This window comes from Heyndrickxia sp. FSL W8-0496, assembly GCF_038007825.1.
In the GTDB taxonomy this organism is placed as follows: Bacteria; Bacillota; Bacilli; order Bacillales; family Bacillaceae_C; genus Heyndrickxia; species Heyndrickxia oleronia.
The window spans coordinates 1,884,530-1,904,906 of record NZ_JBBOXX010000001.1; the positions used below are offsets into that span (position 1 = coordinate 1,884,530).

Here is a 20,377-nt window from a genome sequence, read left to right on the forward strand (position 1 = left end):
TAAGATGGAGTTTTTGTCTAAATTCCGAAAAAATGTTGAATCTTTGCGGTTAACCCTTTCCCTTCCAAAGTTTTTCGAGTAAAATAAAGTTGTTTGTATAATGTATTCATTTTTTACGTTTCTTACATAAGGAGGTATATTATGAAACGAAATCCTTTAATTCCTTATCTTTTAATAGGGCTATTAGGAATCGCACTTGTTTTCTTTCTATCTGTAAAAGGTTTAGGAGATGCTAAAGAGATAGCAAAAGAAAAAGAAGGTGGGGGAGAAGAAGTAGCAACAAAATTTGAACCAGAAGCCTTTGCCAAATCAACATGTATTAGTTGCCATGGGAATAACCTTGAAGGTGCTACAGGTCCAAATTTACATGGTATGGGTGAAAAGCTAGGCAAGGATAAGCTAAAAGATGTTCTGAAAAATGGGACAACTGGCGGTATGCCTGGTGGATTAGTTAAGGCTGAAAATATTGATGCTATGGCAGATTGGCTAATGAAATTAAAATAAGCAGATATTAAGCCAAAGGGGTTCTTTGCATTTTGCAAGGAGCTCTTTTTTGTATAGAATAGGTTTATGTGGATGTTAGGTCCTAGTTTAAAATAAAGTGGTGAAAACATGAATAGTGAAAAACTTTCAAAACGTTTAGAAATGGTTAGTCAATATTTATTAAAAAATTCAACTTTTGCAGATATTGGTTCAGATCATGCGTATTTACCGTGCTATGCGATTAAAAAGGGTCTAGCACAATGCGCAATTGCGGGTGAAGTAGTAGAGGGGCCATACCAAACAGCAAAACAACAGGTCATGGAATGTGGGTATGAAAGTAAGATCTCTGTCCGTAAAGGTGATGGTTTAGGGGTCCTCCAACCTAATGAGGTGGATTGTATTACGATTGCTGGAATGGGTGGACCATTAATTGCATCTATACTGGAAAATGGAAAGGACCGTTTGTTAGGTGTAAAGAGATTAATTCTTCAACCAAATATTGGAGCTAATCATATTCGAAATTGGTGCGTACAAAATAATTGGGTAATCATTGCAGAGGAAATTTTAGAGGAAGATGAAAAAATTTATGAAATTATTGTTGCTGAAAATAATGAACGTTCGCAGGTAAGACATTTAACGGATGCAGAATTATTATTAGGACCGTTTCTGATTAAGGAAAAAAGCGATGTCTTTATTAAAAAATGGTCGGATGAATTAAAGCAATGGAGAATAATTTTGGATCGAATGAATCTTGCAGAAAATCAAGAAAAAATAATTGAAAGAAAACTAGCTATTGAAAAAAATATATCTTTGGTTGAGGAGGTATTAACATGAAGAAAGTAAACGGGCATGAAATTATACAGCTATTTGAACAGTTTTCTCCTAAAAAGTATGCGATGGAAGGTGATCCTATTGGCCTTCAAATTGGGCGTTTAAATAAGCCAGTTCAAACTGTTATGATTGCTCTAGATGTATTGGAAGAGGTAGTTGATGAAGCCATTCAAAATAATGTTCAATTGATTATTGCACATCATCCAATCATCTTTCGACCATTAAAAAATGTTTTAACAGAGCAGTCACAAGGTAAAATTATTGAAAAACTTATTAAACATGATATTGCTGTTTATGCTGCCCATACAAATTTAGATGTGGCTAAGGGTGGAGTAAATGATTTATTAGCAAAGGCCCTTGGTATACAGCATACTGAAATATTAGATCCTACATATGAAGAAAAATTGAAAAAATTAGTTGTCTATGTACCGATTGATCATGAAGAGGCAGTTAGGAATGCGCTTGGTACTGCTGGAGCTGGAGCTATTGGTCATTATAGCCATTGTACATTTAGTGCTCAAGGGACAGGGAGATTTTTACCTGATGAGCAGACCACACCGTACATTGGTAAAGCAGGAACACTTGAAGAGGTAAAAGAAGTACGTATAGAAACCATTTTTCCTGCTAAATTAGAAAAAAAAGTGATAAATGCTATGCTGCAATCCCATCCATATGAGGAGGTCGCATTTGATGTTTATCCACTTGAAAACCAAGGCGAGATGTTAGGGTTAGGACGGGTAGGTCAATTACAAGAAGAAATGACGCTCAAGGAATTTGCAGAACATGTGAAGCAATCATTAGATGTCAATTTCGTAAGGGTGGTTGGCGACTTACAAGATCGCATTAAGAAAGTTGCAGTTTTAGGCGGGGATGGTAATAAGTATTTTTCTAAAGCAAAGTTTAAAGGAGCCGATGTTTTTGTTACAGGTGACTTTTACTACCATAATGCTCATGATGCGATGAATATTGGACTAAATATTGTTGATCCGGGTCATAATGTCGAAAAGGTAATGAAAACAGGCGTTGCCGAACAACTTTCTAAAATGAGTATGGAAAAAGGGTTCGATGTGAAGTTTATTGCTTCAAAGATCCATACTGATCCTTTTACTATTATTTAGAGTCTTTATTAATCTATGATAGTTTATACAAAAAAAATAAAATCCCCGAAGGGATTTTATTTTTTTGTAGCTAATTTTTTTACTTTCGGTAGAATTTTATGAAGTGGAACTTGTTTTTCGTGTTTCCAAGTTTCTTCGTTTTCTGGATCAAATTGATCAAGAAAAGTAATAACTTCCCGAACAATTGGTGTTGGAGTTGAGGCTCCAGCTGTTACTGCAACTTTTTTTGCATCTTTAATCCAGTCAATTTCAATTTCAGAGATATCGGCAATCCGATAGGCTTTAGTATGTGCAATTTGTTCTGATACTTGCGCAAGACGATTCGAGTTATTACTTTTAGGATCACCAACAACAATAAGTACATCCGCTTCTCCAGCTTGTTGAGCCACCGCTTCTTGTCTAACTTGAGTAGCAAGGCAGATTTCTTTGTGTTGCTCTACATACGGATACTTTTCTTTCACTTTGTCCATAATATCCATAACATCCCATTGACTCATTGTTGTTTGATTTGTGACAATAACTTTTTTATTTGCTACGTCTAATTGTTCTACATCCTCAATCGTTTCAACTAGATGTACAATGTCAGGAGCTACACCAAACGCTCCCTCAGGTTCGGGATGTCCTTTTTTTCCGATATATATAACATCAAAACCTTCAGCTTTTTTTTCACGAATCAGATCATGTGTCTTCGTTACATCTGGACAAGTAGCATCAATAGTAACAAGTCCTTTATTTTTTGCTAATTCTCTAACCTCGGGTGAAACTCCGTGGGCAGTGAAAATTACAGTACCTTTGTCCACCTTTTCAAGGATTTCTCTACGATTTGTTCCGTCAAGAGTAATAATCCCTTCTTCAGCAAACGCATCAGTAACATGTTTATTATGAACAATCATACCCAGTATATAGATTGGGCGTGGTAATGTTTTATCTAAAGCGGCATTACGCGCGATTACCATAGCATCAACAACACCATAGCAATAACCACGTGGAGAGATTTTTAATACCTCCATAGTTCATCCTCCCAACTAAAGGTTTTTCCTTTAAGCATTGCATCATTCCTATTATATAAAAAATCCTTATATTTTACAAAGAAAAGAAAAACGTTAGGTAGTAACATACTCACCTAACGGAATTCATACATAAAATTTAAATATAAAGTTTAGGGACTGATTGACCTTTTTTATTTGTTTCGGTGGATTCGGATTCTATTTCGAGATCAATATCATCTGTCTTCTTAGTCATCTTTGAATTTTTGGAAGATGTTTTTTTGGAGGTATTACCTTTTTTTGATTGATTATTTTCGCTTTTATTATTACTTTCACTTTCCACTTCAACTTCTTGATTTTCAGTGTCTACATTTTCGTCTGAATCATCATCTGAACCTACGCTTTTTAAACCTTTGTACATTCTCCACATCGCAGGAAGATTTTTAACTAACGGACCGTATTGTTGTACCATAGGCCCAATTTGTTGAGCCGTTCTAATCACATTTTGTGTATTATTTAAAAATGAACCAATTTTTCCTGGATTAGCAATATTGCCTAAGTTTCCAAGTAAAGATCCACCTCCACCAGTTGCACGTTGAAACCCAGCAGCTGCATTGGCCACATTGCCAGCTTGCCCTGTCCCAGCACGTTGGAATAATCTTGAAATTAGACCACCACCAGCTCTACTCCCAGTACTCCCTATTGATGGTGGTGCACCTCCAAAGAGGGAAGGTCTTCCCATGGCTTGCATTGGTGCTTGAAACATTCTACCTTGGGGGATCATTGGAGTCCGCGGCATAGATCTAAAAGGACTTGGAAATCCTTGCATCGGTCCATTCATTGGGGGAAATCCTCTAGGTGGCATTTTTTTCCTCCTTTCTACTCATTATCCTTCTATATTACAATATGCAAATATGAAAAAAACGTCTTCCTTTGATGTCTGTTATCCATTCATATGATAAATTTATATTAATTACCTAATTTTAAGGGTTAACTTTTTGTAGGAGTGGAAGTTTTAACTATTGTCGATTATAATAACAAAATGGACTAAAAATCATAAATTGATCGGTAAATGTCCTTACAAAAAGGAGTGTCATTGTGAAACAAAATAAATTTTCAACATTTAAGTTTAAGACATATATTGAAGAGGCGATAAATAATCTTGGTTTTTATGAGCCTACAGAAATACAACAAAAAATGATTCCTACTATCCTTAGAGGGGAAAGTGCGGTAGGACAGTCTCAAACAGGAACAGGAAAAACCCATGCCTATTTATTACCTATCCTTGAAATGGTTGATCCTGAATTACAAGAGGTACAAGCTGTTATCACCGCACCCACACGTGAATTAGCCAATCAGATTTATCAAGAAATCGTCAAAATAACTAAGTATCAAACGGAACAAACCATCATGAGTAAATGTTTTATTGGTGGAACAGACAAACAACGAACGATAGAAAAATTAAAAAAACAACCTCAAATTGTTGTGGGAACACCTGGACGTATTCATGATTTAATGAAAGAACAGGCTTTATTGCTTCATACATCAAGAATTCTTGTTGTCGATGAAGCAGATATCATGTTAGATATGGGATTTTTGTATGAGGTGGATCAAATTGCTGGGAAAATGCCTCAAAATTTACAAATGCTTGTTTTTTCAGCTACAATCCCTGAAAAATTAAAACCATTTTTAAAGAAATATATGGAGAATCCGAAATATGAACATGTCCAGCCTACACATATTTCTGCACAAAATATTGAGCACAATCTAGTACCTTTACGTAGTAGAGAGAAAATTGACTTATTGTTTGATATGTTAATTTCATATAATCCATATTTAGCGATTGTCTTTACAAATACAAAATCAATGGCTGACGAGGTAGCAGATAATCTTCTTGAAAAAGGCTTAAAAGTTGGAAGAATTCATGGAGATTTATCTCCTCGTGAAAGAACAAAAATGATGAAGCAAATTCGAAATCTTGAATTTCAGTATATTGTTGCGACGGATTTAGCGGCCCGTGGAATTGATATAGAAGGGGTAAGTCATGTTATTAATTTTGAATTACCTCAGGATTTAGATTTTTATATTCATCGTGCTGGAAGGACTGCAAGAGCTGGCTATTCCGGAATTGCTACTACTATCTATCAGCCTTCAGATGAAGATGCTTTAAATAAGTTAGAAAAAATGGGGATTGTTTTTAGCTATAAAGATTTACAAAAAGGCGAGTGGGTTTCAATCGCTGAACGTAATAAAAGAAAAAACCGAAAAAAACAGGTAGATGAAATAGAAGAAAAAGCAAGAAATATGATGAAAAAACCAAGAAAAGTAAAGCCTGGGTACAAAAAGAAAATTAATCAACAGGTTGAAAAAATGAAAAAGAGAGAAAGAAAACTACAAAAACGTAAATAAAATAAGTCAATGATATGGAGTGAGGAGAAATGCTAAAACTAGGATCACATGTATCAATGAGTGGAAAGAAAATGTTGCTTGGGGCAAGTGAAGAGGCTGTTTCATATGGTGCAAATACGTTCATGATCTATACAGGAGCCCCACAAAATACGAGAAGAAAAAAGATAGAAGATCTAAATATTGAAGCAGGACTTGCTCATATGAAAGAAAATGGTATTGAGGAGATCATTGTTCATGCACCTTATATTATTAATATCGGTAATACGGTAAACCCAGCAACGTTTGAACTTGGGGTGAATTTTTTAGGAACAGAAATTGAAAGAACAGAAGCGATCGGAGCAAAACAAATTGTTCTTCACCCAGGCGCACATGTAGGGGAAGGAGCAGATAAGGGAATTGAGCAGATAATCAAAGGTTTAAATGAAGTTCTTACAACTGATCAAAGTGTTCAAATCGCTTTGGAAACGATGGCAGGAAAAGGTTCTGAATGTGGACGATCCTTTGAAGAATTAGCTAAAATTATAGATGGGGTACATCATAATGATAAGCTATCAATTTGTTTTGATACATGTCATACACATGATGCGGGTTATGATATAATTAATAATTTTGATGAGGTATTAGATGAGTTCGATCGTTTAATTGGGCTTGAACGCATTAAAGTTCTACACATCAATGATAGTAAAAATGTAACAGGATCCAGAAAAGATCGACATGAAAATATCGGATTTGGACATATTGGATTTGATGCATTAAATTATATTGTTCATCACCCTCAGTTAGCGGATATTCCTAAAATTTTAGAAACTCCATTTGTTGGTGAAGATAAAAATAATAAAAAAGCACCATATAAGCAAGAAATTGCAATGCTAAGAAATAAGCAATTCAATGAAAATTTACTGACTGATATAGTAAATGAATAATAAAAAAACATTGAGGGGATAATTCCCTCAATGTTTTTTATTTTGTGAATTGGATAAAAATACGATTAATTTCTTTTGCTGTTTCAGGTCCAGTTATTTTTGCTACTGCTTTAATAAGTTTTGTTCGTTCTGCATCATCAAAAATATTAACTTGTTTTCCACGTAAATAGGCAGCGATTTTATGTGCATTACTCTTTGATAATTGAACATTAAATTGTTTGGCGTATTTTAATAATTCATCACCTGTAATCATGTTGATTTTGTAATTAATTACATTTTGTAGTAATTTCATCTGTACATCACCCCTCATTGATACATATGAAGGGGACATTATAAATGTTCATAGAAATGTATTTTTTATCAAAAATCCACATAGTTGCCTCCATAGTGGTAAGAATCAAGTTGATAAATTTACATATTATATTTTCTCATGTATACTTAAGGAAGAAGAATAAATCGAAATCATTCTTAAATGAATAGCATCTTTAAAAGAGGTGTAAACCATGCAAGTGACAAGTGCAATACAAAAACTAAAAGATAAGGGATTTAAACATACAGGTAAAAGAGAGCAAATGCTTGAGTTATTTGCTTCAAATAATAGGTATTTAACGGCAAAAGATGTTCTTGAATATATGAAGGACGATTATCCGGGATTAAGCTTTGATACAATTTACCGTAATTTATCCTTATTCGTGGATCTTGGAATTCTAGAAGCAACTGAATTGTCTGGTGAGAAAAATTTTAGGTTTAGTTGTGCAACAAGAGAACATCATCATCATTTTATATGTCTTGACTGTGGAAAAACAAAAGAAATTCAAACATGTCCAATGGCAGTATTAGATGAGGATTTAGTCGGTTATAATGTTTCAGGACATAAGTTCGAGATATACGGTAAATGTCCTGAATGTATAAAAATAAATGGATAAAAAATCATAAGGAATAAACCTTATGATTTTTTTGACTTTTTTACTGTTGATTCTTAATCCAAGATTCTACCCATTTTTCTGCCTCATACCAGTTCTTCACTCTTATGACACCATCAGGAATAGAGTCTCTATTATAAGGTGTATCAAATAAAATTACTGGAATGCCAAGCTCTTCGTGAATCATTACAGCATTATCATGCTTATCCTCCATAAAGAGATCTACTTCATACTTTTTTGCTGTCTCTATCTTATGATGGGATCCAATCAGTTCAATATGGTGGTAATGTAAATCATTCTTATTAAACCATTTTTCAGTCACATCTAATAAATGGGAGCTTCTTGCGCTTATAAAGAACAATTGGAATTGCTCTTTCCATTTCGTTAAAACTTCCTTTGCTCCCATTGCGAGCGGTGACTCAGAATAAATGATTGGTTCAGATTCAGTAAACCATTCGTAAAATTCCTTTGGTGGTATATTTATAACATTGGTTAATTCATATTCAGTAATATCCTCTAAAGTTAACTTTAAGTGATATTTATCATTAATATAGGGAATTAAGGAATCAGGATGGGTGACGGTTCCATCAATATCAATTCCAAATCTTTTTTTTATCATTTTTATAACTCCTTTAGCAGTTTCAAATAATATCGAATATGTAACATTAAAAAGTGTAACATATTTATTAAAAAAGTGAACATATATAGGATTTAATCGTTGTAATATGATTTGGTACTGGAAAAGATTGTTGTCATGAAATAATAAGAATAGCACACAATAATAATGCTCCTGCACTTACTATTAGAAAGTGAGGGATATTATGAATGATGAAACACGTTATGACAAGCTAGAAGATAGTTTTCATAAGGAACGTATGGAAGACAAGGAAAATCATGACTATCATGAGGAAACGGCTGCAGAAGTTGCTGCACCGGTTTCGTTTAATCGTGATCGTGAAAATGATGTAAGTGAAGACAAGGATCATGAACATGCTCATGTTAGTGGAAAAGTCATTGGCTGGTCAGCATTAGCGTTATCTGTTCTATCCCTATTTTTTTTACCGATAGTACTTGGGGCAGCTGGAACTATACTTGGCTTTGTTGCAAGAAGAAGGGGAGCAAGAGCTTTAGGTGCATGGAGTATCGGAATTGGTGTTGTTTCACTTATCCTTGGAATTTTTGTTCAACCATTTTTTTAAATAGGCTAGTGATTTAGAAAAATTAAAATAATGGATCGCTTGAATGTAGGAGCCAAAAAAAAAAAGTGCGGATCAATTCCGCACTTTTCTTATGCTTTTTGTTCATTTTTTTGTTTTTGATAATATTCTTCAGCAATTTGATCGATTTCTTTTTTTAATTCTTCAACCATTGTTTCTTCAGGTACCTTACGGACGATTTGGCCTTTCCGGAATAAAAGACCTTCACCACGTGCACCTGCAATACCTATATCAGCTTCACGCGCCTCTCCAGGACCATTTACAGCACAGCCTAATACAGAAACCTTAATAGGTGCTTTAATCGTTGAAATGTATTCTTCAACCTCATTAGCAATACTAATTAAATCAATTTCAATTCTGCCACATGTTGGGCATGAAATTAACGTTGCTGCGTTCGATGCTAATCCGAAAGATTTAAGTAGTTCTCTAGCTACTTTTATTTCTTCAACAGGATCGGCACTAAGTGAAATACGAAGTGTATTACCAATTCCTTTGCTTAAAATAGCTCCTAAACCTGCAGCACTTTTAACAGTACCGGAAAATAATGTTCCAGATTCAGTAATACCAAGATGTAGAGGATAATCAAATGCACGAGCAGCCTTTTCGTATGCTTCGATTGCAAGGTTAACATCAGAAGCTTTCATTGAAACGATAATATCGTGAAAATCAAGATCTTCTAGAATTTTAATATGGTGTAATGCACTTTCGACCATACCATCAGCTGTCGGATATCCATATTTTTGTAAAATATGTCTTTCTAAGCTACCAGCATTTACACCGATACGAATAGGAATACCTTTTTCTTTTGCAGCATTAACCACAGCTTCTACTTTTTCCCTTTTACCAATATTACCTGGGTTAATACGAATTTTATCCACTCCGCCTTCAATGGCCTTTAAGGCTAAGCGGTAATCAAAATGTATATCTGCCACTAGTGGGATATTAATTCTTTTTTTAATTTCCGGAATGGCGTTTGCTGCTCTTTCATCTGGACAAGCGACGCGTACAATTTGACAGCCAGCTTCTTCTAAACGTTTAATTTGAGCTACTGTCGCTTCCACATCATGTGTTTTTGTCGTCGTCATGCTTTGAATAAAAAGTTCATTGCTGCCCCCGATCGTTAGGTTCCCAACCTTAACGGGACGAGTTTTTGAACGATGTGTAATTTCACCCAAGGGTAATTCGCTCCTTTATATTAAAAACAATTATAATTAGTTATAACCATTTGTATTGTATCAGTATTTCGCTATTATTGACAAGGAATTGAAGCTAGATTATTTATTTCAGTACAAAGGCATCTTATATATTTGACCAATTTGAATTTCTTCTGGCTTTATTCCGTTGTTCAATTGGATGAAATCATTTATGACTTTGTCGATAGACACCGAAAGCGGGATTTTGTTAACTCCTTCAACGACGGATAGGACAGTATCTCCAGGCTTAATGATTATTTCTTTATAAGAAGAGGATTTTTTTGCAGTAGACGGTTTAGTATTTTCCTTTACTTCGGAAGCATGTGAGATAGCTGGAATAGTACCAAAATTTAAATCAATATAGATACTGTAAATAACAATAATTACTGCGACGAATGCGAGGATTTTTTTCAAGACTAGCGCCTCCTTTTTTAGAATATATATGCTAGTCCCGAAGAAATATGACAAAAAAACTGGCTTTTTTTAGAGCTAATATTGATGCTCACCATTTAAGCCAGTTTTTTTGTCATGCTTTCATTTTTGGTTGTGGTATTTCACGAATGCTTAGATAGAGCATTATGAAACAAACGATCCAGTTGATAAAAAGTCCACCAGGAACAACTGTTTTTATGGCATCCATTAAGAAGAAAAATACAGTTGGCAAGGTAATACTATGTGCAGCAAGCCGCCAGCTTTGACGGTATTGAAGTTTACGATTAAGAGCTTGAGCGATTAAAACCCCAATGCCAGCAAAAATAGATACTTTTATAAATCCTAATGCAGCAGTAAATAAATATAGAAAAACAAAAATAATTGGAAGCACAATCCATAGAACCCCATGAATGGATGTTAAAAATTTATCGATATCTTTATTTTCCATTTTCTTATCTTGAAAGGTAGAATAAGAGAAATTTTGACCTGTTTGATTATTAACAACAAAAAATTCATCTTTTAATAAAGCAATCGCATTTCCATGATTTCTAACATCATTTTCCGTGGTCTTTCCAGTTGAATCAAAGATAATATCAAAGCCATCCTTTTTAATAATGATCGGTTTTCTTTCATTTGATGTTAATTCACCGTTTTCAATGATAAACGGAGGTAATTCGTCCATAAAAATTTGCTTTCCTTCGTTTAATGCTTGAATAGACATTTTTGATAGATGATAAAGACTGGGAATTGTTGAAAGTAGCATTAGTAAAAATACATATAATATCGTCCTTCCGATTCCAAGAAAACGATATTTGGCAATATCCTTTGGTGAATATAAGCTTTTAACAAATCGTTGGATAATCGTCATTAAACATCACTTCCTTCATTTATACACTATTCTAGATTTGTACAACTATTTATCATTTTAGATTTTTTTTTACTAAATGTCATTTCAAATTGTGAATTATTAAGGAAGTTTCTATGTCAGGGAATTTTTTTCTAAAAAAATAGGCAATATATTTGCCCAACACCTACTAACTTTGGTAATCTTAAGTTGAAAATAATGAATCATTTGATTCAATCACTTTACATAGGGAGGAATTTACCATGGCATTTGAATTACCACAATTACCTTATGCATATGACGCTCTTGAGCCACATATTGATAAGGAAACTATGAATATTCATCACACAAAACATCATAACACATATGTTACAAACTTAAACGCTGCACTTGAAGGAAATGATGAACTTCTTAACAAATCAGTAGAAGAAGTAATCGCAAACCTAGATGCAGTTCCTGAAGCTAAACGTACAGCTGTACGTAATAATGGTGGCGGACATGCAAACCATTCATTATTCTGGAAGCTTTTATCTCCAAATGGTGGAGGAGAACCAACTGGTGAGTTGGCTGAAGCGATTAATAAAAAATTCGGCAGCCTTGACAAATTTAAAGAAGAATTTGCAACAGCAGCTGCAGGACGTTTTGGTTCAGGTTGGGCTTGGTTAGTTGTAAATAATGGTGAATTAGAAGTAACAAGCACTCCAAACCAAGACAACCCAATTATGGAAGGTAAAACACCAATTTTAGGCTTAGATGTTTGGGAACATGCGTATTACTTAAATTATCAAAATCGCCGTCCTGATTACATTAAAGCATTTTGGAATGTAGTAAATTGGGATGAAGTAGCTAAATTATATTCAGCTGCAAAGTAATAAAATAACTAAAGCACCGGTTTTCCGGTGCTTTTTATTATTTTATCTAAAAAGATTGTTCAACCATTTCTTGCTGAATTAACAATAGAAATTGTATATAACAATAAAGTTAAAAAAGTGCCTTCGCAAAAATATGTATAATGTCCCCCCTTTTTCAAAAGCTATAAAGGATGAAAAAGGGGAGTTTTTTATGATATTTAGAAAATGGTTAGGTGAAGTTGAATTAACAAAAGATCTTTCTTTATTGTTATTTATTGGTGGTATATATTCACTCAGTGTGGCACTTTCTAATACTTTTGTAAACATTTACTTATGGAAACAATCAGGTGAATTTATTGATTTAGCAGTTTATAATTTATCAGTTGTTATTTTTCAACCACTTACATTTATTCTTGCTGGGAGGTGGGCGAAAAAAATAGACAGAGTCATCGTACTAAGAATTGGTGTGATTTTTCTGGCCCTTTTTTATATTTCGGTGCTGCTTTTTGGTGAACATGCATCAAGATATTTAATCGTTTTAGGAGGTTTGTTAGGAATTGGTTATGGCTTTTATTGGTTAGCCTTTAATGTCCTAACATTTGAAATCACTGAGCCAGAGACAAGAGATTTTTTCAACGGTTTTTTAGGAACTTTGAGCTCTGGAGGAGGCATGATAGGTCCAATATTAGCAGGATATATCATTTCGAGATTTGTATCAAATCTTGGATATACGATTGTGTTTGGTCTTTCTCTCACTCTTTTTGCTCTAGCTGTAGTTCTGAGCTTCTTTATTAAAAGGCGTCCTGCTCATGGAAGTTATTTATTAGCTCGTGTTTTAAGTCAAAGAAAAAATGATGAGAATTGGCGACTAATTACCACTGCTCATTTTTTTCAAGGCCTACGAGATGGAACATTCGCTTTCATCATATCCGTTTTTGTTTTTGTTTCAACAGGAAGCGAATTCGCTTTAGGAACTTTTGGATTAATAAATTCAGGAATTTCCTTTATTGCCTATTCAATTGTTCCGAAATTTATTAAAAATAAGTTTCGAAAAAAAGCGATTCTATTAGGAGGAATTCTTTTATATGGAGCCATTTATATTATTGTATTTGATTTCAGTTACGTTAGATTATTGATTTATGCAGCTGTTATTGCCATTGCCTACCCGATCGTTCTTGTCCCATACATTTCGATGACATATGATGTAATAGGGAAAGGCTGGAAGGCGGCAGAAGCGAGAATTGAATATATCGTTGTGCGAGAACTCTTTTTAAATCTCGGTAGAATTGTCTCCATCCTAGCTTTTATTGGAGCTATAACATTTTTTAATCAAGATAAAAGCATACCATTTCTATTGATGATTTTAGGTGCAGGATACTTATGTGTGTTTTATTTTTTAAGAAGAGTAAAATTTCAATCTATGCCTTAGATAAAAAAGGTGTCCCATTTTTTATGGTGACATCTTTTTTATTTAGATATTTCTAAATTTTAATACTATTTCACCATTTTTTCTTTTACAATATAAGAAAGGGATTAAGAGAAAGTGGTGAAAAAATGAGTAAGAAAAAAAGAGTTTATATTCCTATTAGAATGAATATCCTTTTTTTTATAGTTTTTCTATTATTTTCTTTGTTGATCTTTCGTTTAGGTATTGTTCAAATTGTTTATGGGGACACATACAAAAATGAGATTAAGAAAACACAAGATGTAATCATTTCGATACCCGTCCCGCGGGGTCAGATTATTGATCGAAATGGCTATTTGATCGTTGGGAATCAGCCTCTTAATGCCATCACTTATACTAGACCACAATCAATTGAAACCGAAAAAATATTAGAAATTGCTAAAAAATTGGCTGGGATGATAAATAAAAAGTCTGAAGAAGATATAAAAGCCATAACGGAGAGGGACCGAAAAGACTTTTGGATTTTAAAACATCCTAAAAAGGCACAAGCAAAAATTTCACCTTTAGATGAAGCAATGTTAAAAAAGAAAAAACTCGATAAAAACGAATATGATAAGCAAATATATCAATTAATTCTTAAAAGAATTACCGAAAAGGAAATCCAGTCTTTCACTGAAAAAGAGCTGGAAGTACTTGCTATATATCGAGAAATGATGAGTGGTTACCCATTATCGCCACAAATTATTAAAAATAAAAATGTAACGAAAGAAGAAATGGCTATCATTGCAGAGAATTTAGATGTACTTCCCGGTGTCAATACGATGACAGATTGGGATCGTTATAATACTTATAAACAAGAAAATGGATATGCACCACTCGCATCAGTACTAGGAAAAATAACAACCTCTAAAGAGGGGTTACCTCGTGAATTAGCAAACTATTATGAGGCCATTGGCTATAGCCGCAATGATCGTGTAGGTAAAAGCTATTTAGAATATCAGTATGAAGAGATATTGAGAGGACAAAAAGAAAAAATTAATAATGTAACGAATAAACAAGGAAATGTGATTGAATCAAATGTCATACGGAAAGGAAAAAGAGGGAATGATCTTGTTCTTTCAGTAGATATGGAGCTTCAGCAAAAAGTAGAGGAAATTATTTCTCGAGAAATTATGAAACATAAGACCGCAAGTCAACCATATTTAGATCGGGCTTTTGTGACAGTTATGAATCCTAATACGGGTGAAATACTAGCTTTGGGTGGGAAGTTATTGGAGGCAGATAAGACTGGTAATAACCAAATGGTTGATTTTGCATTAGGAAATATGATCACATCTTATTCGATGGGTTCCACTGTCAAGGCTGCTACAGTGTTAACCGGATATCAAACAGGTGCAATTGCTCCTAACACTTATCTGGAGGATCGCCCTTTATACTTTAAAGATACGAAGAAAAAAAGTTCATGGAATACGAGTGGATTTGGTCAAATAAATGATCTTTACGCATTAAAAAGATCGTCAAATGTCTATATGTTTTTAACAGCGATGAAAATAGGGGGGCAACAAACCTACATCCCGAATGGACCTCTTTATATTGATAAAGTAGAAGCATTAAAAAAGTTCCGTCATAATTTTGCGCAATTTGGATTAGGTGTCAAAACAGGAATTGACTTGCCGGGAGAACAGATTGGTTACGGAGGAGCCATTCCTGATGTACCAGGGAAGGTATTAGACTTTGCCATTGGACAATATGATACCTATACACCTCTCCAGCTTGTACAATACATTTCTACTATTGCTAATGGAGGGTATCGGATTCAGCCACATCTTGCTAAGGAAATTCGTGAACCAGGAGAGCATATGAGTGAATTGGGTCCAATTATACAGGAAATTAGTCCGAAGATATTAAATAAACTAGACATGAAAACAGAATGGATTGAACGTGTACAGCAGGGACTAATTTCTGTCGTTAATGAACCATTAGGAACAGGTTATGGAATGATTAAAAATAAGCAATTTAAAATTGCCGGGAAAACAGGTACAGCACAAGCACAATATGACGGACCAAAAGCAGGTCATCCGATGCTTTGGAACCTGACGTTTGCTGGTTATGCACCCTATGATAATCCTGAGGTGGCCATTTCAGTTGTCGTTCCGTGGTCTGTTACAGATAAGAATTTTTCACCTAATCTTGTTATAGCAGATGAAGTATTTAAAGCCTATTTTGAACTAAAGAAAAATCGTGGTGAAATGGAGAACAGTACTGCAATACAAACAATAAAAAAATAAATGGATACAACTAAAAATGAAGAAACCATTGAGGAATAGTTAAGAAAAAGTTTCATTATTTTTTTACATTTTTCCTTTTATTTCTTCATGATATTTATAGAATTTCTCCCTCTTTTCCTATACAATGTAGAGTGATGTAGAAAAGTGGGAGGGATTTGTCTATTGAAGAAAACGAAAAAGAAAAAAAAGGCGTTTGTCGGCTTAAGAATGAATATTCTTTTTTTTGTTGTCTTTATACTATTTTCTGTCCTCATTCTTCGCTTAGGAATCGTTCAGATTGTTTATGGTGATGATTATAAACGGGAAATTGATAGAAAAGAGAATGTAACGGTAAATACCTCTGTACCACGTGGTAAAATCTTAGATCGTAATGGTAAATTAGTAGTTGGTAATAAACCGTTAAATGCGATTACATATACTAGGCCACAAAATATTAAGCAAGAGGATATTTTAAAAGTTGCAAAGGATTTAGCAAAGATTATAAAAAAAGATACAGAAGAAGACTTTAAGGCAATAACGGTTAGAGATAAAAAAGATTTTTGGATCTTAAATCATCCGAAACAGGCTGATGAAAAAGTTACAAAGGCTGAAAAAGAAAAACTTAAAAATGATAATACAAAGATCTATAAACTAACACTTGATCGAATTACAGATGATGAAATCAATTCCTTTTCAAAGCAAGAGTTAGAAGTATTAGCTATCTATCGTGAGATGATTGGAGGATATCCTCTTTCTCCACAAATAATAAAAAACAAAAATGTTTCACCTGATGAATATGCGATTGTTAGTGAAAATCTTGATTCACTACCTGGCGTCAATACGACTACTGATTGGGATCGATATAATGTTTATAAGGACGAAGCCGGCAATGAAACTCTTGGGTCTGTGATTGGCAAAATTTCCAGTTCTAAAGAGGGCTTGCCAAAAGAACTTGTTGATTACTACTTAGCAAGAGATTATAGTCGAAACGATCGAGTAGGAAAAAGTTACATAGAATATCAATACGAGGATGTTCTGCAGGGTCGAAAAGAGAAAGTGAAAAATGTTACAGACAAGGCGGGAAATGTATTAGAATCAGATGTTATAAGGGAAGGTAAACGAGGAGATGATCTCGTACTCTCCATAGATATTGAATTCCAGCAAGCGGTTGAAAAGATAATTAAGGAAAAATTAGCAAAGGCAAAAATTGGCCAACCCTATATAGATCGAGCATTTGTTTCAGTAATGAATCCTAATTCTGGTGAAGTTTTAGCAATGGCAGGTAAGCAATATATTCGTGATAAAGATACGGGTTCTACTGATGTTGCGGATTTTGCTTTAGGAAATATGACTACTTCTTATTCAGCTGGTTCAGTTGTTAAAGGTGCAACTGTATTAACTGGATATCAAACAGGAGCAATTCATCCAGGTGAAGTAATTAGAGATGAACCTGTTTATTTAGCTGGAACAAAGGTTAAAAAATCATGGAAGACGATGGGAAGTATAAATGACTTAACTGCACTAAAACAATCTTCCAACGTATATATGTTTAAAACTGCGATGAAAATTGGAGGACAGCAAAATTATATTCCGCATGGAAAGTTAAGCATTGATAAAATTGATGCAATAAATAAGTTTCGGATGAATTTTGCACAATTTGGTTTAGGGATTAAAACAGGTATTGATTTACCTGGAGAACAAACAGGGTATGGTGCTGGTCAAATACCTCCAGAGTCAGGGAAAGTTCTGGACTTTGCCATCGGACAGTATGACACTTATACACCACTTCAGCTTGTTCAATATGTTTCTACAATTGCCAATGGGGGTTACCGAATTCAACCTCATATAGGAAAAGAAGTTCGTGAGCCAAATGAAAAAATTGATGAGATGGGCCCTGTAATTCAAGAAATCCAACCTAAAGTGTTGAATAAAGTGGATATGAAGACCGAATGGATTGAAAGGGTACAAGATGGTTTTAAATTAGTCGTGAATGATCCTAATGGTACGGGATATGCAACGATAAAAAATAAAAAATATAAAATTGCTGGTAAAACTGGAACAGCCCAAGCACTTTATGACGGACCGTTACCGGTTCATCCTATGTTATATAACTTGACGTTTGTAGGCTATGCACCATATGATAATCCAGAAATTGCACTTTCAGTCGTATTACCTTGGTCAACGACTGATAAAACACACGTAAATCTTGAGATTGCTGACGAAGTTTTTAAAGCATATTTTGATTTAAAAGAAAAACGTGCAAAAGAAGGATTAACTAAATCAAGCTCAACAAATAAAGTTGAAAATATAGACGATGCTAAAAAACAAGCAAATATAACAGAGGATCAATCAGAATAGTTTTGAATATCTTAAATTAAACTATGAAATAATTTTAAACAATGCAAATGGTTCATAAAAAAATAGAAACTCATATTCAATACCTATGACTATTTTCTAATAAAAAGAAACCACCTAGAGTAATCTAGGTGGTTTCTTTCATTTACGTTATCTACCTTTTGTAATAATAACAGCAATTTCTTTATAATCCATTTCATTTGTTACATTAAAGTCACCAAGTTGGATTTTTTCATGATATTTATTTTTAATTAAATACTCAACAAAATTTCCTTGATGATCAATAATTTTTGCTGCCTTTAGCTTTTCTGCTATTTGGTTAGGAGTCATTCCCTTTTTGATTGTCAATTGATATTTAACAATTGGTTCCTTAGTTGTTTCTTTCTTTGCTGTATCTTTTGTTTTATCTTTTGTTGTATCTTTTTTCGGTTCTTTTTCAGTTTTATCGGATTTTGTCTTTGACTTATCATCCTTAGGTTTTACTGAAGTTTCCTTATTCTTCGCTGAAAGGGCCTTATACTTTTCTTCCCATTCTGTTTTTTCTTTTTTCATTTGATTATATTCAGTTTCTTTAACTTGGACATAGCCTTTTTTTACAGCCGCTTCCTTGTCACCAGAATCAAATGGTTTAAAAATAAGGATGAGTATGGCTGAAAGTAAAAGACCTGCAGCGAAGGCTCTCGTTATTTGTTTGCCCATATGTATTTCACCCGCCTTCTTACTGGTTTAAAAAGTTAGCAATCACATTTTTTACTTCTGCTTGAGCTAAAGCGGATTGTTTGGATATTTGCTCAACGCTTAAACCTTGCTTAAATAAAGCAATTACTTGGTTCCTTAATATTTCATTGACAATAGGCTTGTCCGATTTTGATAGCTCTTTTTTCATCAATTGATCATCAACAAGAAGTTCTTCCTCTAAAACTTTAATTCGTTTATTCATTTGATAGGTTTCTTGATATAGATTCATAGAAAGATCGTCCAATTCTTTCTTTACATTTGATGATTGATCCTTTTGGAAAAAGGATACGATAAATAATATAATGGACAAAATGAGCAGCAAAATAATTAATGCACTCATATACTCACCCTTTCAATTTTTTGCTCCTTTTCATTTATAGCATAAACAAACGTTTTCTTCCATAATTATGATGTATTATTATTCTGGAAGGTTCTTCAAGTATCAAAACTTTTTATTCTTCTTGAAAAGGAAATAAAAACGGACTAGCATTTCCATAAGAAAAATGATATTATAGAAAAGTCGTATGAATAGTGATGAATGCAATGAAGTTTGGAGGGAAAGACATGCGTGTAAATATAACTTTAGCTTGCACAGATTGCGGTGAGCGTAACTATATCTCAACAAAAAACAAGCGTAATAATCCGGACCGTATTGAGCTTAAAAAATACTGTCCTAGAGAAAAACGTGTAACTGCACATCGCGAAACAAAGTAAGCAGCTGGGCTATCCCGCTGCTTTTTTTTCTTATATTAGGTTTTTTTCTTGAATGATAAAAGGTGGGGTGGGGATGATGGAAAAAAGTGAACTTAGAAAAAAGTATAAGAAAAGCCTAGACACATTGAATCGGTGTACATATGAACAAAATTCCTATGTTATCTCGAAACGCTTGAAAGAACTTAAGGAATTTAAAGAAGCCAATACAATTGCGATTACACTATCCCGTTTCCCTGAAGTTGATACTTGGCAAATTATTCGTCACCTTTGGGATATAGGAAAACAGGTAGCAGTTCCTAAGTGTGTACCTCAAACAAAGGAAATGGTCTTTAAACAAATTACTTCTTTTACTCAGTTAGAAAGTGTTTATTTTGGACTTTATGAGCCAATAGATATAGCGAGTGAAATTAAAAGAACAGACTTAGACTTAATCATTGTCCCAGGCTTAGCCTTTACTAAACAAGGTTATCGTTTAGGATTCGGTGGCGGATATTATGATCGTTTTTTACTTAAATATGAAGGAAGTAAAATTTCCTTAGCTTTTAGTGAACAAATAAAAGAAAATTTACCCATAGAGGACCATGATATACCGGTAGATATCATTATAACGGAAAGTGATAAGATTATTTGCAAATAGTACAGACTTTGGATAAAATGATGTCTTCCTTCACACACTATACTTGATAAA

22 protein-coding genes are annotated in these 20,377 nt (G+C 33.9%); 13 read left to right on the forward strand and 9 right to left on the reverse strand.

Annotated features, from left to right (window positions below; translation table 11 throughout):
- Positions 1 to 141 precede the first annotated feature (141 nt).
- The 3 genes from cccA (at position 142) to NST63_RS09495 (ending at position 2,432) form a co-directional block, all read left to right on the forward strand.
- A complete protein-coding gene (cccA, locus tag NST63_RS09485; RefSeq protein WP_058002155.1) occupies positions 142 to 504 on the forward strand; it encodes a cytochrome c550 in 363 nt (120 codons plus the stop codon).
- 108 nt (positions 505 to 612) lie between these two features.
- Positions 613 to 1,317 (forward strand): tRNA (adenine(22)-N(1))-methyltransferase, encoded by a 705-nt coding sequence (locus NST63_RS09490; RefSeq protein ID WP_341041947.1) that lies wholly within the window; start codon positions 613 to 615, stop codon positions 1,315 to 1,317.
- The gene (locus tag NST63_RS09495) at positions 1,314 to 2,432 is read left to right on the forward strand and encodes a Nif3-like dinuclear metal center hexameric protein (RefSeq protein ID WP_212943300.1); all 1,119 of its coding nucleotides are present in this window, start codon (positions 1,314 to 1,316) and stop codon (positions 2,430 to 2,432) included. The genes NST63_RS09490 and NST63_RS09495 overlap by 4 nt, the downstream gene beginning before the upstream one ends.
- Before the next feature lie 56 nt (positions 2,433 to 2,488).
- Here the strand turns inward: NST63_RS09495 and NST63_RS09500 are convergent, their stop codons facing one another.
- Positions 2,489 to 3,442 (reverse strand): 4-hydroxy-3-methylbut-2-enyl diphosphate reductase, encoded by a 954-nt coding sequence (locus NST63_RS09500; RefSeq protein ID WP_212943299.1) that lies wholly within the window; start codon positions 3,440 to 3,442, stop codon positions 2,489 to 2,491.
- A gap of 136 nt (positions 3,443 to 3,578) precedes the next feature.
- The gene (locus tag NST63_RS09505; RefSeq protein ID WP_242598160.1) at positions 3,579 to 4,283 is read right to left on the reverse strand and encodes a YqfQ family protein; all 705 of its coding nucleotides are present in this window, start codon (positions 4,281 to 4,283) and stop codon (positions 3,579 to 3,581) included.
- 233 nt (positions 4,284 to 4,516) lie between these two features.
- On the opposite strand from NST63_RS09505, the gene NST63_RS09510 reads away from it, so the two are divergent.
- Complete coding sequence (locus NST63_RS09510; protein WP_341041948.1) at positions 4,517 to 5,827, forward strand: DEAD/DEAH box helicase; 1,311 nt, start codon at positions 4,517 to 4,519, stop codon at positions 5,825 to 5,827.
- 29 nt (positions 5,828 to 5,856) lie between these two features.
- Positions 5,857 to 6,750, forward strand: a complete 894-nt coding sequence (locus NST63_RS09515) for a deoxyribonuclease IV (RefSeq protein ID WP_341041950.1) — start codon at positions 5,857 to 5,859, stop codon at positions 6,748 to 6,750.
- 37 nt (positions 6,751 to 6,787) lie between these two features.
- Here the strand turns inward: NST63_RS09515 and NST63_RS09520 are convergent, their stop codons facing one another.
- Positions 6,788 to 7,042, reverse strand: coding sequence for a DUF2624 domain-containing protein (locus NST63_RS09520; protein WP_058002162.1), 255 nt, complete (start codon positions 7,040 to 7,042; stop codon positions 6,788 to 6,790).
- 211 nt (positions 7,043 to 7,253) lie between these two features.
- Between NST63_RS09520 and NST63_RS09525 the strand changes: the two genes are divergently transcribed.
- On the forward strand, positions 7,254 to 7,676 hold the full coding sequence (locus NST63_RS09525; protein ID WP_058002163.1) for a Fur family transcriptional regulator: 423 nt from the start codon (positions 7,254 to 7,256) through the stop codon (positions 7,674 to 7,676).
- Positions 7,677 to 7,716: 40 nt separating this feature from the next.
- Here NST63_RS09525 and NST63_RS09530 read toward each other — a convergent pair whose 3' ends face one another.
- On the reverse strand, positions 7,717 to 8,292 hold the full coding sequence (locus NST63_RS09530) for a hypothetical protein (protein ID WP_212943296.1): 576 nt from the start codon (positions 8,290 to 8,292) through the stop codon (positions 7,717 to 7,719).
- A 202-nt stretch (positions 8,293 to 8,494) separates the two neighbouring features.
- On the opposite strand from NST63_RS09530, the gene NST63_RS09535 reads away from it, so the two are divergent.
- The gene (locus NST63_RS09535) at positions 8,495 to 8,872 is read left to right on the forward strand and encodes a DUF4190 domain-containing protein (protein ID WP_242598159.1); all 378 of its coding nucleotides are present in this window, start codon (positions 8,495 to 8,497) and stop codon (positions 8,870 to 8,872) included.
- An 89-nt stretch (positions 8,873 to 8,961) separates the two neighbouring features.
- On the opposite strand, the gene ispG is transcribed toward NST63_RS09535, so the two are convergent.
- From ispG to NST63_RS09550, 3 genes are all read right to left on the reverse strand, one after another.
- Positions 8,962 to 10,056 (reverse strand): flavodoxin-dependent (E)-4-hydroxy-3-methylbut-2-enyl-diphosphate synthase, encoded by a 1,095-nt coding sequence (gene ispG / locus NST63_RS09540; RefSeq protein ID WP_139254887.1) that lies wholly within the window; start codon positions 10,054 to 10,056, stop codon positions 8,962 to 8,964.
- 117 nt (positions 10,057 to 10,173) lie between these two features.
- A complete protein-coding gene (locus NST63_RS09545) occupies positions 10,174 to 10,497 on the reverse strand; it encodes a hypothetical protein (protein WP_212943295.1) in 324 nt (107 codons plus the stop codon).
- Positions 10,498 to 10,609: 112 nt separating this feature from the next.
- On the reverse strand, positions 10,610 to 11,383 hold the full coding sequence (locus NST63_RS09550) for a DUF1189 domain-containing protein (RefSeq protein WP_341041952.1): 774 nt from the start codon (positions 11,381 to 11,383) through the stop codon (positions 10,610 to 10,612).
- A gap of 239 nt (positions 11,384 to 11,622) precedes the next feature.
- Here NST63_RS09550 and sodA point away from each other — a divergent pair, with 239 nt between their 5' ends.
- The 4 genes from sodA to NST63_RS09570 all read left to right on the forward strand — a co-directional run bounded on the left by sodA (position 11,623) and on the right by NST63_RS09570 (position 18,240).
- A complete protein-coding gene (gene sodA / locus NST63_RS09555) occupies positions 11,623 to 12,231 on the forward strand; it encodes a superoxide dismutase SodA (RefSeq protein ID WP_212943292.1) in 609 nt (202 codons plus the stop codon).
- Positions 12,232 to 12,421: 190 nt separating this feature from the next.
- A complete protein-coding gene (locus NST63_RS09560) occupies positions 12,422 to 13,639 on the forward strand; it encodes an MFS transporter (protein WP_058002170.1) in 1,218 nt (405 codons plus the stop codon).
- 125 nt (positions 13,640 to 13,764) lie between these two features.
- A complete protein-coding gene (locus NST63_RS09565) occupies positions 13,765 to 15,903 on the forward strand; it encodes a penicillin-binding transpeptidase domain-containing protein (RefSeq protein WP_058002171.1) in 2,139 nt (712 codons plus the stop codon).
- Positions 15,904 to 16,065: 162 nt separating this feature from the next.
- Positions 16,066 to 18,240, forward strand: a complete 2,175-nt coding sequence (locus NST63_RS09570) for a peptidoglycan D,D-transpeptidase FtsI family protein (RefSeq protein WP_212943288.1) — start codon at positions 16,066 to 16,068, stop codon at positions 18,238 to 18,240.
- Between the two features lie 147 nt (positions 18,241 to 18,387).
- Here the strand turns inward: NST63_RS09570 and NST63_RS09575 are convergent, their stop codons facing one another.
- Both NST63_RS09575 and NST63_RS09580 read right to left on the reverse strand, forming a co-directional pair.
- Positions 18,388 to 18,936 carry an endolytic transglycosylase MltG gene (locus tag NST63_RS09575; protein WP_212943286.1) on the reverse strand — a complete coding sequence of 183 codons (549 nt, stop codon included), beginning with the start codon at positions 18,934 to 18,936 and terminating at the stop codon, positions 18,388 to 18,390.
- A gap of 19 nt (positions 18,937 to 18,955) precedes the next feature.
- Complete coding sequence (locus tag NST63_RS09580; RefSeq protein ID WP_058002174.1) at positions 18,956 to 19,315, reverse strand: hypothetical protein; 360 nt, start codon at positions 19,313 to 19,315, stop codon at positions 18,956 to 18,958.
- A 224-nt stretch (positions 19,316 to 19,539) separates the two neighbouring features.
- Here NST63_RS09580 and rpmG point away from each other — a divergent pair, with 224 nt between their 5' ends.
- A complete protein-coding gene (gene rpmG / locus NST63_RS09585) occupies positions 19,540 to 19,689 on the forward strand; it encodes a 50S ribosomal protein L33 (RefSeq protein ID WP_058002175.1) in 150 nt (49 codons plus the stop codon).
- Between the two features lie 73 nt (positions 19,690 to 19,762).
- Positions 19,763 to 20,326 (forward strand): 5-formyltetrahydrofolate cyclo-ligase, encoded by a 564-nt coding sequence (locus NST63_RS09590; RefSeq protein WP_341041954.1) that lies wholly within the window; start codon positions 19,763 to 19,765, stop codon positions 20,324 to 20,326.
- Positions 20,327 to 20,377 lie beyond the last annotated feature (51 nt).